The organism is Hymenobacter amundsenii (assembly GCF_002204745.1).
Classification (GTDB): Bacteria; Bacteroidota; Bacteroidia; order Cytophagales; family Hymenobacteraceae; genus Hymenobacter; species Hymenobacter amundsenii.
Window position 1 is genome coordinate 55,753 of the sequence record NZ_NIRR01000020.1, and the last position, 13,375, is coordinate 69,127.

The 13,375-nt window shown below is 61.0% G+C and carries 10 protein-coding genes; 6 read left to right on the plus strand and 4 right to left on the minus strand.

The window, feature by feature from the left end:
• Positions 1-64: 64 nt before the first annotated feature.
• Entirely contained in the window at positions 65-190 is a 126-nt protein-coding gene (locus tag CDA63_RS21600; RefSeq protein WP_262490661.1) for a hypothetical protein, read from the plus strand.
• On the opposite strand, the gene CDA63_RS12665 is transcribed toward CDA63_RS21600, so the two are convergent.
• Positions 191-1,300, minus strand: a complete 1,110-nt coding sequence (locus CDA63_RS12665; protein ID WP_088464851.1) for a ferredoxin--NADP reductase — start codon at positions 1,298-1,300, stop codon at positions 191-193. It lies immediately after the preceding gene.
• Positions 1,301-1,518: 218 nt separating this feature from the next.
• On the opposite strand from CDA63_RS12665, the gene CDA63_RS12670 reads away from it, so the two are divergent.
• Positions 1,519-2,217: a peptidoglycan DD-metalloendopeptidase family protein gene (locus CDA63_RS12670; RefSeq protein WP_088464830.1), complete on the plus strand. Its 699-nt coding sequence runs from the start codon at positions 1,519-1,521 to the stop codon at positions 2,215-2,217.
• A gap of 242 nt (positions 2,218-2,459) precedes the next feature.
• On the opposite strand, the gene CDA63_RS12675 is transcribed toward CDA63_RS12670, so the two are convergent.
• On the minus strand, positions 2,460-3,674 hold the full coding sequence (locus CDA63_RS12675) for an ABC transporter permease (RefSeq protein ID WP_088464831.1): 1,215 nt from the start codon (positions 3,672-3,674) through the stop codon (positions 2,460-2,462).
• A 51-nt stretch (positions 3,675-3,725) separates the two neighbouring features.
• Between CDA63_RS12675 and CDA63_RS12680 the strand changes: the two genes are divergently transcribed.
• From CDA63_RS12680 to CDA63_RS12690, 3 genes are all read left to right on the plus strand, one after another.
• Positions 3,726-4,979, plus strand: coding sequence for an exo-beta-N-acetylmuramidase NamZ family protein (locus tag CDA63_RS12680; RefSeq protein WP_088464832.1), 1,254 nt, complete (start codon positions 3,726-3,728; stop codon positions 4,977-4,979).
• A gap of 165 nt (positions 4,980-5,144) precedes the next feature.
• A complete protein-coding gene (gene fmt, locus CDA63_RS12685; RefSeq protein WP_088464833.1) occupies positions 5,145-6,089 on the plus strand; it encodes a methionyl-tRNA formyltransferase in 945 nt (314 codons plus the stop codon).
• Between the two features lie 102 nt (positions 6,090-6,191).
• The gene (locus CDA63_RS12690) at positions 6,192-6,677 is read left to right on the plus strand and encodes a dihydrofolate reductase (protein ID WP_088464834.1); all 486 of its coding nucleotides are present in this window, start codon (positions 6,192-6,194) and stop codon (positions 6,675-6,677) included.
• A 193-nt stretch (positions 6,678-6,870) separates the two neighbouring features.
• Here CDA63_RS12690 and porU2 read toward each other — a convergent pair whose 3' ends face one another.
• Both porU2 and CDA63_RS12700 read right to left on the minus strand, forming a co-directional pair.
• Positions 6,871-11,430, minus strand: a complete 4,560-nt coding sequence (gene porU2 / locus CDA63_RS12695; RefSeq protein ID WP_088464835.1) for a putative type IX secretion system sortase PorU2 — start codon at positions 11,428-11,430, stop codon at positions 6,871-6,873.
• A 41-nt stretch (positions 11,431-11,471) separates the two neighbouring features.
• Positions 11,472-12,569 carry a putative type IX sorting system protein PorV2 gene (locus CDA63_RS12700; protein WP_088464836.1) on the minus strand — a complete coding sequence of 366 codons (1,098 nt, stop codon included), beginning with the start codon at positions 12,567-12,569 and terminating at the stop codon, positions 11,472-11,474.
• Between the two features lie 434 nt (positions 12,570-13,003).
• On the opposite strand from CDA63_RS12700, the gene CDA63_RS12705 reads away from it, so the two are divergent.
• A complete protein-coding gene (locus CDA63_RS12705) occupies positions 13,004-13,357 on the plus strand; it encodes a PadR family transcriptional regulator (RefSeq protein WP_088464837.1) in 354 nt (117 codons plus the stop codon).
• Positions 13,358-13,375: the final 18 nt, after the last annotated feature.

A 13,375-nucleotide genomic window follows, 5' to 3' on the forward strand; every position in this document is an offset into this window, starting at 1 on the left:
AGCTACCGAATTAGCCGGTCGCGAGAGTTACGCACGTTTTTCTGTGCTCAATCCGACCAGAACCATGCCAGCCGCCCACGCCCGGCAGTTCTGGCAGCTAACCTGGGCGTACATCACCAAAACCAAAACGCCCATCACCCTGCGCAACGTACAGGATGACGGGCAGCATTTCAGCGCTTTCCGGGAATGACTACCCGATTTCAATCACCACGTCGGACGTGAGCGGGTGGCCGACGCAAGTCAGGATGTAGCCCTGGTCCATTTCGGAATCCGAGAGGCCCTCGCGTTCATCGAGGTGCACTTTGCCCGAGAGGCACTTGCCCCGGCAGGCGGTGCACAGGCCCGCCTGGCAGCTGTAGGGCAGGTCGATGTCCTGGTCGAGGGCAGCTTCAAGGATGGTCTGGCTGGGTTCGACGGCAAACTGGTACTCGGCGCCCTCGTAGTGTACCGTCACGGTGCGAGTACCGTCCTGGCCTTCATCGGCGGCAGCCGAGACGTCGCCGTGGCCGTTGGGCTGGGCGGCAGCACTTTCGGCCGTTTCGGCGGCGGCCACGAAACTCTCGCGGCGGATGCGGCTGGCTGGTACACCCAGCAGCTCCAGGGCCGACTGGGCTTCGATCATCATGCCATCGGGGCCGCAGAAGAAGTACTCGGCCTGCGCCGCCGGAAACTGGTGGCGTTGCTCCAGAATGCGCAGCAGCGTGGTGCGGTTGAGGCGGCCGGTGTGCTTGTGCGCGGCCGAGGGCTGCAGGGGCTGGCTGAAGACGTGCTCAACCTGGAAGCGGTCGGCGTACTGCTGCTCTAACCGGGCCAGCTGGGCAGCAAAAATCACCGACTCTTCGTTGCGGTTGCCGTACACGAGCAGCACGTGGCTCTTGGGCTCATCGCGGAGAATAGCCTTGAGCATGCTCATGAGCGGGGTGATGCCCGAGCCGGCGCCCACCAGCACGATGGAACGGGCCGCCTGGGGCTGGGGCGCGAGCGTAAAGTTGCCCAACGGGGCCATCACCTCCAGCTGCTGGCCCACCTGCACGGTATCGAGCAGATAGTTACTCACCAGCCCGCCCGATACGCGCTTGACCGTGACGGCCAGGCGCGGAGCCTCGCCGGGGGTGCTGCTGAGCGAGTAGGCCCGGCGCTCCTTTTTGCCGCCGGGGCCGCAGGGCAGAATCAGGGTCAGGAACTGGCCCGGCTGGCTGGCCACCGGCTGGCGGTCGGCCCGCTCGAAGTGAATGGTAACGGCATCGGCGGTTTCCTGGGTGAGTTCAACTACGTTCAGCGTCAGGTATGGGCTACTCATATTGGAATGCAGGGCTTGCGGGTGGATTTTAAACACAAAGTTCGGTATTCGATATTTGTTTTCCGCACCGAACGTCATGCTGAGCGAAGCGGAGCGGAGTCGAAGCATCTCTCCCGCATTGCTATCCAAATATCAGAGCTACTATTGCGGTAGAGATGCTTCGACTCCGCTCCGCTTCGCTCAGCATGACAGCCTATCAAGAACAACGAAAATCCCCCATGCTCTCCCAACTACTCCAACGCCACCAGGCCGATTTCGGCCCCGTTCTGCCTGTTGACCTCAATGCGCCCACTGTGGCCCGCCTCGATTTCACGGCCGCCAACCCCTTGCTCGCCGACGAGAGCCTGCGTGATACGGCCGCTTTCGAGGAACTCGTGGCTCGCCTGCTGGCCAACCAAAATGCGCTGATTGGCGTGGGCGGCTACCTCGAAAACCGCGTTATCTACCGCCGCAGCCCCGGCCTGTTCGATGCCGACCCCACGGTGCCCGCCCGCTCCCTGCACCTGGGCGTTGACGTGTGGCTGCGGGCCGGCACGCCGGTACTGGCCCCGCTGGCGGCCACCGTGCATAGCTTCCAGGACAACGAAGGCCACGGCAACTACGGTCCCACCGTCATCCTGGAGCACGAGCTGGAAGGCACCACTTTTTATACGCTCTACGGCCATCTCAGCCGACGCGAAACCGATCTACTCCGCCCCGGCCTCACCATCGAAAAGGGCCAGAATTTCGCCGAAGTCGGCCCCGCCCCCGAAAACGGCGACTGGCCGCCCCACCTGCACTTTCAGGTAATAGCCGATTTGCAGGGCCGCGTGGGCGACTTCCCCGGCGTGGCCTTGGTAGCCGAGCGCGACCAATGGGCCGCCCGCTGCCCCGACCCCAACCTGATCCTGCAAAGCCGCCACCTGCTCATGGCCTAGGATCACGGATTAGCGCGGATTTTAACGGATTTAGCTTCGCTGTCTTTCGGTTCACGGATCTTGTAGTCGGGCCTCCCGGTACCTCTCGCGTCGTCAGGTCTTCTGTATTTCTCCGGTTCTCTAAAAAAAGCAGCCAGCCACCTCAATTGAGGTGGCTGGCTGCTTTTCAATCGTCTACAAAATCCGTGATCCGAAGGACAGCGAAGCTAAATCCGTTAAAATCCGCGCTAATCCGTGATCTACTAGTCGAACTTGATGGCTGTTACGGGCTTGATGCGCGAAATCAGGTAGGTGGGCACCAGTACGGCCAGCAGGGAGGTGAGGAAAGTAGCCGCGTTGAGGATCAGCACGATCATGAAGTCCCAGTGGATGGGCACGCGGTCCATGTAGTAGTTTTCGGGGTCGAGCGGGATGGGATGGAAAAAGTACTGCACAGCGCAGAAGCCCAGCCCAATCACGTTGCCGTAGAAAATGCCCCGCACCGTTAGGCTCAGGCCCCGGAAAAAGAACATGCTCCGAATCTGATTATCGGTGGCCCCGATGGCCTTGAGAACCCCGATCATGTTGGTGCGTTCCAAAATCATGATGAAAATAGTAGCCACCATGTTGAACGTGGCCACGAAAATGATCAGAATCAGGAAGATGACCACGTTGCGGTTGAGCAACTGGAGCCAGTCGAAAAGCTGGGCGTACTGGTCGGTAATTTTATCGAGCTTGAGGTCGTAGCGCAGGTTCTCATAGAGGTTATCGGCCACTGGATCGAGGCGATTGAAGTCTTTGAGCGTGACTTCGAGGCCGCCCACCAGTGAATCGGGCCAGGCGTTGAGGTCGCGAATCTGCTGGATGTCGCCGATGACGAAGGCCTCGTCGAACTCATCGAGGCCAGTCTGGTAGATGCCGCTGATTTTGAACTGCCGCACCCGGGGCGGGTTCTGGATGAAGTAGAACAGCGCCTTGTCGCCGACTTTAAGCCGCAGCTTATCGGCCACTTTGCGCGAGAGCAGCACGTCGTTGCTGGCGGCCGAGTCGGAGAATGTGATGAACTTACCGGATGCCAGGTTCTGGCGCATCGAGGAAGGACTGCTTTTCTCGTCGATGCCCTTAATGACCACGCCCAACACCTCATCTTTGGTTTTGATGATGGCCGTTTTGCGGGCGAAAGGCTGGAGCGAACTCACCTGGGGGTTGCGGCGCAGCTCGCGCACCAGCCGGGGCCCGCTGATGGGCTCGGCCTCCAGCGAGTTGTTGGTGTCGTACTTGCTGATTTGCAGGTGGGAGCCGAAGGAGAAGATCTTGTTCTGGATTTCGTTGCGAAACCCCTCCAGGATAGCAAAGGACACAATCATCACCGCCAATCCCATGGCAATGCTGATGATGGCTATCTTTGTCACCGACGAGGTAAACGACCCGGCGTCGGCCCCGTCAATCTTATTAGATATGTACTGCGAAACGTTCACTGGCGTAAAGCTAGATGAATCCCGGTAGTTTTCCAGTTCCCGCCCCGCCCTATGCCTTCTTTCCTGCCTTCGGGCCTGCTCAGCCTCGCCCTTTTCCTCTCCGACTGCACCCGCCCGCCCCAGTCGGCGCCAGCAACGGCCACCACCGCCCCCGATACGGTGCTGCGGCAGACTGTGGCCGCTCCGCCCCAGGTGCTGTTGCCCGCCGCCGCGCCTCTGCAGGTGGGGGCCGCGCAGTTCGATAAGTACCTGCCGCTGCTGAAAGGCAAGCGGGTGGGGCTGGTTGTGAACCAGACGGCCCGCGTGGGCACGGCATTTCTGGTCGATACGCTGCTGACCAAGGGCGTCGATGTAAAGGTGATTTTTGGACCGGAACACGGTTTTCGGGGCGAAGCGGCCGACGGGGCTACCATCAAAGACGGTAAGGATTCCCGCAGCGGCCTGCCCGCGCTAAGCCTATACGGCGCTACCAAAAAACCGTCGGCCGAAATGCTGCGCGATGTCGATGTGTTGGTATTCGACATCCAAGACGTGGGGGCGCGCTTCTATACCTTCATCAGCACGATGCACTACGTGATGGAGGCCGCCGCCGAGCAGGGCAAGCAGGTCATCATCCTCGACCGCCCCAACCCCAACGGCTGGTACGTGGATGGGCCGGTGCTGGAGCCCAAATACAAAACCTTCGTGGGCATGCACCCGATTCCGGTGGTGCATGGCCTTACGGTGGGTGAACTGGCCCAGATGATTAACGGCGAGAAGTGGCTAGCCGGGGGCCGGCAGTGCCGCCTGACGGTGATTCCGGTGGCCGGCTACACCCACGCCACCCGCTACGAGTTACCGGTGCGCCCCTCCCCCAACCTACCCACCGCCCACAGCGTCGACCTCTACCCCAGCCTCTGCCTGTTCGAGGGTACCGACGTGAGCGTAGGGCGGGGCACCGACCGGCCGTTCGAGCTCATCGGGGCGCCCACCCAGCCGGCCAGCCGGCCGTTCAGCTTCGTGCCCGCACCCAACACCGGCTCCCCCACCCCGCCCCAGAACGGCAAGCGCTGCTATGGCCAGGATCTGGCGGGCATCGGCGAAATCGGCTTTACACTTTCCTACCTGATCGACTACTACCAGCAAAGCACCGACAAAGCCCACTTCTTTAACGCTGGTTTCGAACGCCTGATGGGCACGGCCGACACCCGCCAGCAAATCATTGCCGGCAAGTCGGAAGCCGATATCCGCGCCTCCTGGGAGCCGAGGCTGGGCGCTTACAAAGTGATGCGCAAGAAGTATTTGCTCTACCCGGATTTCAACTGAGCTGGAGCCTGAGGGCAGGACTTCCGCAAGTGAGGGCCGTATGCTTGTAGCACGAACCGAAGGACGGCGAAGCCAAGCTCCAGCTTCGCGTATGGTTGCTGACCTCCGAACGACATCGTGCAACGACATGCGAAGCTGGAGCTTCGCGTTACATCGCTGATAACAATGCTGAACATCATCTTCATGGGCACCCCCGATTTCGCGGTGCCCACCCTCGAAGCCCTAATCAGTTGGGATGGTTGCCGGGTGGTAGCCGTGCTCACGGCCCCCGACCGGCCCGCCGGGCGCGGGCGGCAGCTTCAGGGCTCGGCCGTGAAGGCGGCGGCCCGCGCCCACGGTTTGCCGGTGCTTCAGCCCACCAACCTCAAATCCCCGGAGTTTCAGGCGGAGCTCAAGAGCTACGCCGCCGATTTGCAGGTGGTGGTGGCCTTCCGGATGCTGCCCGAAACGGTCTGGAACATGCCGCCGCTCGGTTCCATTAATATCCATGCCTCGCTGCTGCCTCAGTACCGGGGCGCGGCCCCCATCAACTGGGCCCTCATCCACGGCGACACGCAAACGGGCGTTAGCAGCTTTTTCCTGCGCCACGAAATCGACACCGGTAACCTTATTTACCAGGATGCCGTGGACATTGCTCCGGAGGACGATTTCGGCTCGCTCTATGAGAAGCTACAGGCGGCTGGCGCAGCGCTGGCCCTACGTTCGGTGCAGGCCATTGCGGCCGGCACCGCCCCAAGCCTTCCCCAGCACGAGCTGCCCGAGCTACGGCCCGCCCCTAAACTCACCAAAGAAACCGGTCGCCTCGACGTGATGAAGTCGGCTCCGGCCCTGGCCAACCTCGTGCGGGGCCTTTCGCCGTTGCCCACCGCCTTCACCCAACTTCCCGACGGCCGCACACTCAAAGTGTTCAAAGCCCAGCCCTTCAGCGATGAAGAAGCCAGCGGCCCCGACACTGGCGGCGCGGGCCACTGGTACTCCGATGGCCGCACCTACCTGCGCCTGCAAACCGGCGACGGCCTGCTAGACCTACTCGACGTCCAGCTCGAAGGCAAAAAGCGCATGGCCATCCAGGATTTTTTGCGCGGGTTTGATGTGAAGCTGCTTGATTGAGTTATCGGTTAAGAGAACGTCATTCTTCGCTGCGCTGTGAATGACGTTCTCTTAACCTCTCGAACGGCAACACCCTATTTCCCCAACTCACCACCTCACCTTATGACCGCACTCGTTGTAGCCGTGGCCGATAACGGCGTTATCGGGGGCGAAAACCGCCTGCTCTGGCACTTACCGCTCGATCTGAAACACTTCAAGCAGCTCACCCTCAACCATCCCATCATCATGGGCCGGCGCACCTATGAAAGCATCGGCCGGGCGCTGCCCAAGCGGCGCAATATCGTGGTTACGCGCCAAGCCGACTGGCAGGCGGAGGGTTGCGAAACCGCCGCTTCGGTGCCCCAAGCCCTGGAAATGGCTCTGGCATCGGACGAGGATATCTTCGTTATCGGGGGCGGCGAAATCTACCAGCAGGCCCTGGCCGCTGCCGACACCGTGTACCTCACCGAAGTACACCACGCTTATGAGGGCGACGTAACCTTCCCCGAGCTGCACCCCGGCGAGTGGCGCGAGGAATCCCGCGAGCGGCACAAAGCCGACGAGCAGCACGCCCACGCCTTCAGCTTCGTCACGCTCCGGCGGCGGTAAGTAGCGCAGGAGTGACTTGGTAAAAGAGTGTGATTAGAAGGACTCCAGCAATAGAATGCCATAGGAATGTAGTCCTTCGCAGAGGAAGCGCCATTTAATAAACAGCCCCCGACGTACAAATACGTCGGGGGCTGTTTACTTACCAGAACTTCGGACTGCGTAAGTGCAGTCACCGAAGTTACTTTTTTACCATTTACCGTAATAGCACCAACTTGCCCCAGTCCTTTTTAAAGGCTTTATCGGCGGCCGTGGTACGTTGCTTGAACTCGCCGTTGGGGTCGTCGAGCACTACCCGGTAGAGGTAGGTGCCGTTGGCCAGCCGGTCGCCGAAGTCGTCGGTACCATCCCAGGCATACTCACTGATGTTGTTACCGATGCGCAGCGGGCCGAGCTCAGCCATCATGATTTCCTTCACCACGCGGCCCGTCAGGCTCACGATCTGGATTTTCATGTTGCGCGGCGGCGCAGTGCCCGTGAGCGTGAATACGAACTTGGTTTTGCTGGTCACCGGGTTCGGATAGGGGAATACGTTGGTGATGGACGAGCTTGTGATGACCTCGAACGTGATGCGGTAGGGCTCGGTACCGGCCAGGTTACCGCTGCCGTCCTTGCCCTGCACTTCCAACATGTACACGCCATCGGTGAGGGGCTGGGTTTTGCCCGGCTGGAATTCGAGGCGGGCCGTGCCCTGGGCCGAATCGGCCACAAAGGCGGTGATGTCGGCCGAACTCAGGTTCACGGCCTGACCAGCCTGGCCCGGCCGGGTGAGCACGAGCAGGAAGTTGGAGCGGCTGGTAATGGGCCGCAGCTTGTCGAGGTCGCGCAGCTGAATGCTGATGGTGGGCCGGGCCGACACAATTTCACCGTTGAGCAGGTGGCGGCCATCGAAGGCCACATCAAGCAGTGGTGGTGTATCGTTGTTCGTGACCTCGAAGGGCGCGATATCGAGCGTGTTGTTGAAGTAGTTGAGCTCGGGCTGGCGGCGCGGATTAAGCACCACCTGACCCGAAAGCGTACCGAACAACCCGCGCACGTCGAGCGTGACCGGGTAAGTCTGCTGGGTGTGGGCCAGCAGAGCCGGGCCGCTGAGCGGGTAGTACCGCTCGCGCGGAGCCCCAGCCGAGCCCGAGCGCAGCACGATGTAGCCCACCAGCGGCGCTTTGAAATCGAAGTCGGCCACGTTCTGGAAAGGCACCGGAATCGTGACCGTGCCGGTCTTCTGGGCCTGGTCGGTGAGTTGGGCGGCTGTCAGGGCCGTGGCACTCGGGCGCACCACCCCTTCGGGCACGCCCTGGTAGGTTACCAACCACTGCTCCAGCTGGGGCGTGCGGCCGGGCGTCGCATCTTCCAGCGTAGCTTGCAGCTGCAGGTAAGGGTACTTTTTGGCCGAAATTGCGTTCAGCGTCAGCGTCCGGTTCGTTACGTTGGCATCAAGTACCGTCGTGACGCCGAGCGTGTCGATGCCCAGCAGTTGCAGTTTATAGCTACCCGTGGCGCTGGTCCGGATGGTGTGGTAGAGCGTTTCCCACTGCCGGGCCGGGCCGATACGGGTAGAGGTAACGGTAGCCCGCTGGCCATTGGAATCGAAGCTCCACTGCCCGCCGGGCACGGCTACTTCGGCCCCATTCCGCTCGTCGCGGCGGAACTGGCCGGGGTGGCTCTGCGACCAGCCACCCTGGCTGAGGCCGTTGATAACGCGAAACGAGCTAACGGCCCAGTCGGCGCTTTCGTCGCCCTGGGGCGCATGCAGGCGCACCCGCCAGTACCAAACCACGCTGTCGGGCTGGCCGGGCAACGTGGGCAGCGCGGGCGTCCATTCGGGCACCATCGTAGCACTCAGCCGCTGCTGGCGCAGAGGATTGGCGAATACCTGGGTGGTGTCAAGCTCGAAATCGTACTCCCGGCTGATGATGGTGGGCACGTTGCTCTGGGCTACCAAGCGCACATTGGGCGCACCCACAATAGCAAATTCGGGCGGGCTGAGCGCTGTCACGCCACCCGTCAGGAAGCTATAAGTGAGCGTGGCGCGGTTGTTCGTTTCGTCGAGTTCCGGAATCACGTTGTCGGGGTCGATATCGACCTGGAACGTGTTCTGGCCCGCGATGCTACCGGTGAGCGGGTTCTCCAGCGCCAGCGTGTACGTGGTATCCTGCCGAGCCTGGGGCACGGTGAAGTTGACGACGCTCGTGATGCTGCCCACCATGCGCGTTACCCGAATGGGAAGCGAGCCTGTGGTAATCTTGCCGGGGTTGCTCACGCCCAGCGTCAGGCTGAACTTGGCCCCGGGCGTGGCCGGTACCGGCGTGGGCGAAATCTGCAGGCGGTTGTCGGCCGTCTGGAAATCGGGTCGCTCAGGCGAGAACAGGCGCAACGCCGGGTCGCCCTGCCAGATGGTGCTCATCAGGGTCGGGATGGCAAAATCGTTGAATCCGCCGTTCAGCAATGGCTGCTGCAAGCGCCGGAAAGCCTCCGCCTGCACCTGAACGATGGGCTTCCCGTACCACTGCGGGTCGTTGAAGAGTAGCTTGAAAGTCAGCTCGTCGAGCAGATGCATATTCGGGTCGACGTCGAACGTCGAGGAAGCCATGAAGCCTACGCAGCCCTTGTCGGGCAGTAGCACCCAGTCTTCGGCCATCGAGCCGCCCAAACCCACGCCAAAGCGACCGGCCGCGCAACCGCTCAGAAAAAACACCGGGTAACGCCCTTTGTTGGCGTAGCCGCTGGCCGGGTCGCGGATATCGAGCGGCGTCAGGTCGAAGTTTCGCAGGCTGCCGTGACCGAAGTAGCTAATCACCGATAAGCCCGCATTCATCTGGGGCGTGATGTTAACAATAGCCGGCGTATCCTTCGGATAATCAGCACGTTTTACCGTTCGCACCACCTGCCCCCCGAAGAGTGGGGCCGACATAATGCGGCCGTAACTGGCCATGTGGTCCTCGAACGTGGCTCGTTGCTGGTCATCCTCTCCCCCGGCCATCAGCAACACATTGCGGCGCCAAGGCTCTAGGCCCAGGGCCTCATGCTCCTGGAGCTTGCGCAAGTAATTGAGAATATGGTCGGGATTCTGGGCGGCAATACGCCCCGTAAACATCGTGGCTAAGTAGCTCCCGTTAGGCCAGTCGGCCGTGAAGAAGATATCGGATGATCCCCGGGAGCTGGTAGGCACCCAATCCGGGCTCTGGCCCAGCTTCAGCGGATCAAGCTGGCGGTGATAAATCTTCTGAGGATCAAGCCGGGCACCGGTTTCGTAGCCCTTGCCCAGCAGCAGCAGATAGCGCTGCTTGGTGCCGCCGGTGGCCTGCACCCACTTGGTAAACTGCCGGATGGCCAGCGCCGACTTTTCGCCGTAGTGAAACTGGTCGTAGAGCTGCTCGACGCTCACCGTCAGCGTATCGTACTTACCGCCCGCCGTTGAGCCTCGGTAGGCGGCGTAACTGCGCACCGGGTTGGCCGAAGCGCCATCGGAAGTGGGCCGCATCAGGCCCCGGGCGCTGATGATGAGAAAATTGGCCGCAGCAGCCGGCGAGCGAAACCGCACGGACTGAGCTGCCAGCGGCACCAGCGGGCGGGCCGCGTCGTGCAGCCGCAAGTTGTGCGTGCGGCCGTTAGCATTGGGGAAGACGAATTGCGTGGCAGCACCCGTCCCTTGAGGGCTAATGCGCTCCACGGCGGTGGGGTTGGTCACGTCATAACCAACTACCGTCGCCGGAATGTTATCAAACTGGTAGGCAGCCGGTCCGGCCAGGGTTGAATCGGAGCGAAAGGAGATACCGGCCCGGCCCGCTACCCAGCGGCGCGTTTGCGCGTAAGTCACACGCAGGTAGGCTACCCGCATAAAGTCATCCCCGCGCAACGCCGGGTCAAGGGCGACATCGACCAGCACTTTCACCTTACCGTCGGACCCGACGTCGGTGGGCCGCAACAGAGCCGAGAATTTGAATTTGTCGAAGTTGGCAATCGTGAAGCCACCCAGCACCCGAGGCTCGGAGCCCGACTCCAGCCGGATAACACCGCTCCGGGTCACGGCATCGCGGCTTCCGACCAGCAGCATTTCCAGCGTCGGATTACCGGCCACTGCACTCAGCGAGTCCACGGTAAAACTAGCCTTGAAGTCAAGGGCTAGTTGACCACTATTTCGGTCGGTCCGATGTCCGAGCAGATTCGACAGGAACCCTTCGCCGGCTTCCATCCAGGGGTAGTAGACCAACTTGGCTTCATCAACATCAGAGTAGCTGTCTACCACGACATTGGTCGACCGTTGCTGCCAAGTGGGGTGCAGGGTGGTGGCCGGGGCCTGGGGCTGGGCCATGCGCTTGCCCAGCGTGGTAGGCGAAACGGTCAGGAAATAGGCGGCCGTATCGGTGAAGAGGCTATATAAGTTATGCGTCTGGGCGGCCGGGTCCTTGTACATGCCCCGGTCGAGCTGGCCGTCGTTGCGCTGGCCGAAGAACTCGACGAACGAGGTGGCATCGAGCGTGCCGGCGTTGCCGCCCACATGGATGGCCACTTCCCGGCCCCGCCGCCACAGCTGCAACCGCTTCGGATCGGCGTTTCCGACGCCCGTGCGCTGCAGGTACTGGTAATCGAGGCGGTAGATACCGTCTTGGCTGACCTTGATTTTATAGTATTGCTGGCCGGGCACGATCCACTCGTTGCCGTAGGGCCCCGACTGGGCCGAAGCCGCCGACGCGCTCAGCAAGCTGAGCAGGCAAACCAGCCACCACAACTTCAGTCTTGAGTAGGGTTGTTTCATATCTAATTGCACTAAAAGAAAGACGTAAGGCCGGATGATGCTTACTTAATACCGTAGCCCAACGACACGATAATGGACGTGGGCTGGGAGCGTTGGCCGAGTTTTTCTACCGCCAGTCGGGTCAGGGCCATATCGAGCCGCAGGCCGCTCAGAGCTACCCCTAAGCCCAGACTGGGCTGTACTTTCCAGGTTTCGGAACCCGTGAACGACTGCACCTGCTGGGCGTTGCCCACCCCGCCGCGCAAATACACCAGGTTCTTGTAGCCTAGTTCCAGGCCCGCCCGCGGGTCGAGGTTCACAGCCTTGCTCGAAACCAACGTGTTGCGCTGGCCATCGGTGCTCAACTCCATATCCAAGGCAGCCAGGGCCGTGAACTCGCCGGGGAGCTTAACAAGGCGGCTGCCTCCGAATATAAAGAGTGGCAGCGTGATCTCGGTGCTATTTTTGGGCAACGTACCCAGCGCCGCCGAGGGCCCTTCGAAGGACTCAGGGTGGATAGTCCAGGCGTTGTAAGTCGTGGTAATGTCGCGGGCCATCAGGCCCAGCTGCCAGCCGTTGCGGCGGTACTGCACCCCGGCATCGATGCCGAAGCCCCAGGCGTCGGCGAAGTCGCCGATGTTGCGGTAGATGATTTTGGCGTTGGCTCCCACCTGCAGGCCCTCGATGCTCCCAATCTGGCGGGCATAAGAGAGCAGCACGGCGTAATCGGCTACCGAGAAATAGCGAATGTTGTTGTAATCGATGTAGCCGTACTCGTTGATCAGGTTCTGGGTATTGGCAATATCATCAACACCCAGCCGGATAATGCTGGCACCCAGGGCGCTCTGGTCGTCGAGCTTCATGCTAAAGCCCGCGTAGTCGTTCTTCACGATGCCCGAAAACAACTCGGAGTGCATCAGAACGCCGTCGTACTTGGTTTTTTGGTTTACCAAACCGGCCGGATTCCAATAGCCGGCCGTAGCGTCATCGGCCAGGCTGACTTGCACTTTGCCCATGCCCAGGGCGCGGCCGCCCACGCCTACATTAAGGAATTCGTTGCTGTATTTGGGCGTCTTGGTCTGGGCCAGGGCCGGTGTCAGGGCAGCTATGCTCAGGCCAAGACCCAACAACAGGGCGGTGCGAGGGAAAAAGTAGGGCATAGATAGTAGAGCCAGATACGAATCCAAAAAGAGAAAAAAGGCTTATTCGGCAGCAACGCAAGATACTAGTTTATAGTGCGGGCCGGATTGCATTTATCGGCAAGCTGCCAAAAATACCCAGCAAAGATACAGCGCATTCCCCTGCTGCCGAAGCCCATACTGTGTGGCAACCATACTGGCCACTAGTTGCCCGGTAGGGCAGCTGAACGCGACCCTAGTCTCCTTGCAATAATCGGGCTCTTCTTCGAGCACACGGGCGAGTGACCAGTCGGCTGATATCGATCTGGCTAACTCCCCCGCCCCCCTTTTTCTGCCTGCTACTGCTCAGGCAGCGAATCACGAAGCAAACTTGAAATTAATTTCAACAGTACCTTGCGTTGCATAGTACCTTTTGTTACCTTTGATTCATTCTTCAACCCAATCTGCCTTAGCCCATGAAAGTCGAGAACACCCAAGTGCAGATGCGGAAGGGCATCCTGGAGTTCTGCATCCTGGAAATCATTGCCCGCGGCGAGGTGTACGCGTCCGATATGCTCGAAGAGTTGACCGCCGCCCGCATGATTGTGGTCGAGGGCACGCTCTACCCGCTGCTCACGCGCCTCAAAAACGCGGGCTTGCTGGACTATACCTGGAAGGAATCGACCAGTGGCCCCCCCCGCAAGTACTACACGCTCACCGAAGCCGGCCAGGAGTTTCTGCACCAGCTACGCCTGACCTGGGAAGAAGTCCAGGACTCGGTCCGCATCATCCGCCAGAAACCCGCCGGCCCGCCGGAACCGGCCCAGTAAGCGCCGCCATTCCGCCTC

Excerpts from the sequence above, each read along its gene's own strand:
- CDA63_RS12670 (WP_088464830.1), top strand. The coding sequence starts at position 1,519 with ATGCTCTCCCAACTACTCCAACGCCACCAGGCCGATTTCGGCCCCGTT.
- CDA63_RS12680 (WP_088464832.1), top strand. The coding sequence starts at position 3,726 with ATGCCTTCTTTCCTGCCTTCGGGCCTGCTCAGCCTCGCCCTTTTCCTC.
- CDA63_RS12700 (WP_088464836.1), bottom strand. The coding sequence starts at position 12,569 with ATGCCCTACTTTTTCCCTCGCACCGCCCTGTTGTTGGGTCTTGGCCTG.
- fmt (WP_088464833.1), top strand. The coding sequence starts at position 5,145 with ATGCTGAACATCATCTTCATGGGCACCCCCGATTTCGCGGTGCCCACC.
- porU2 (WP_088464835.1), bottom strand. The coding sequence starts at position 11,430 with ATGAAACAACCCTACTCAAGACTGAAGTTGTGGTGGCTGGTTTGCCTG.
- CDA63_RS12705 (WP_088464837.1), top strand. The coding sequence starts at position 13,004 with ATGAAAGTCGAGAACACCCAAGTGCAGATGCGGAAGGGCATCCTGGAG.
- CDA63_RS12665 (WP_088464851.1), bottom strand. The coding sequence starts at position 1,300 with ATGAGTAGCCCATACCTGACGCTGAACGTAGTTGAACTCACCCAGGAA.
- CDA63_RS21600 (WP_262490661.1), top strand. The coding sequence starts at position 65 with ATGCCAGCCGCCCACGCCCGGCAGTTCTGGCAGCTAACCTGGGCGTAC.
- CDA63_RS12690 (WP_088464834.1), top strand. The coding sequence starts at position 6,192 with ATGACCGCACTCGTTGTAGCCGTGGCCGATAACGGCGTTATCGGGGGC.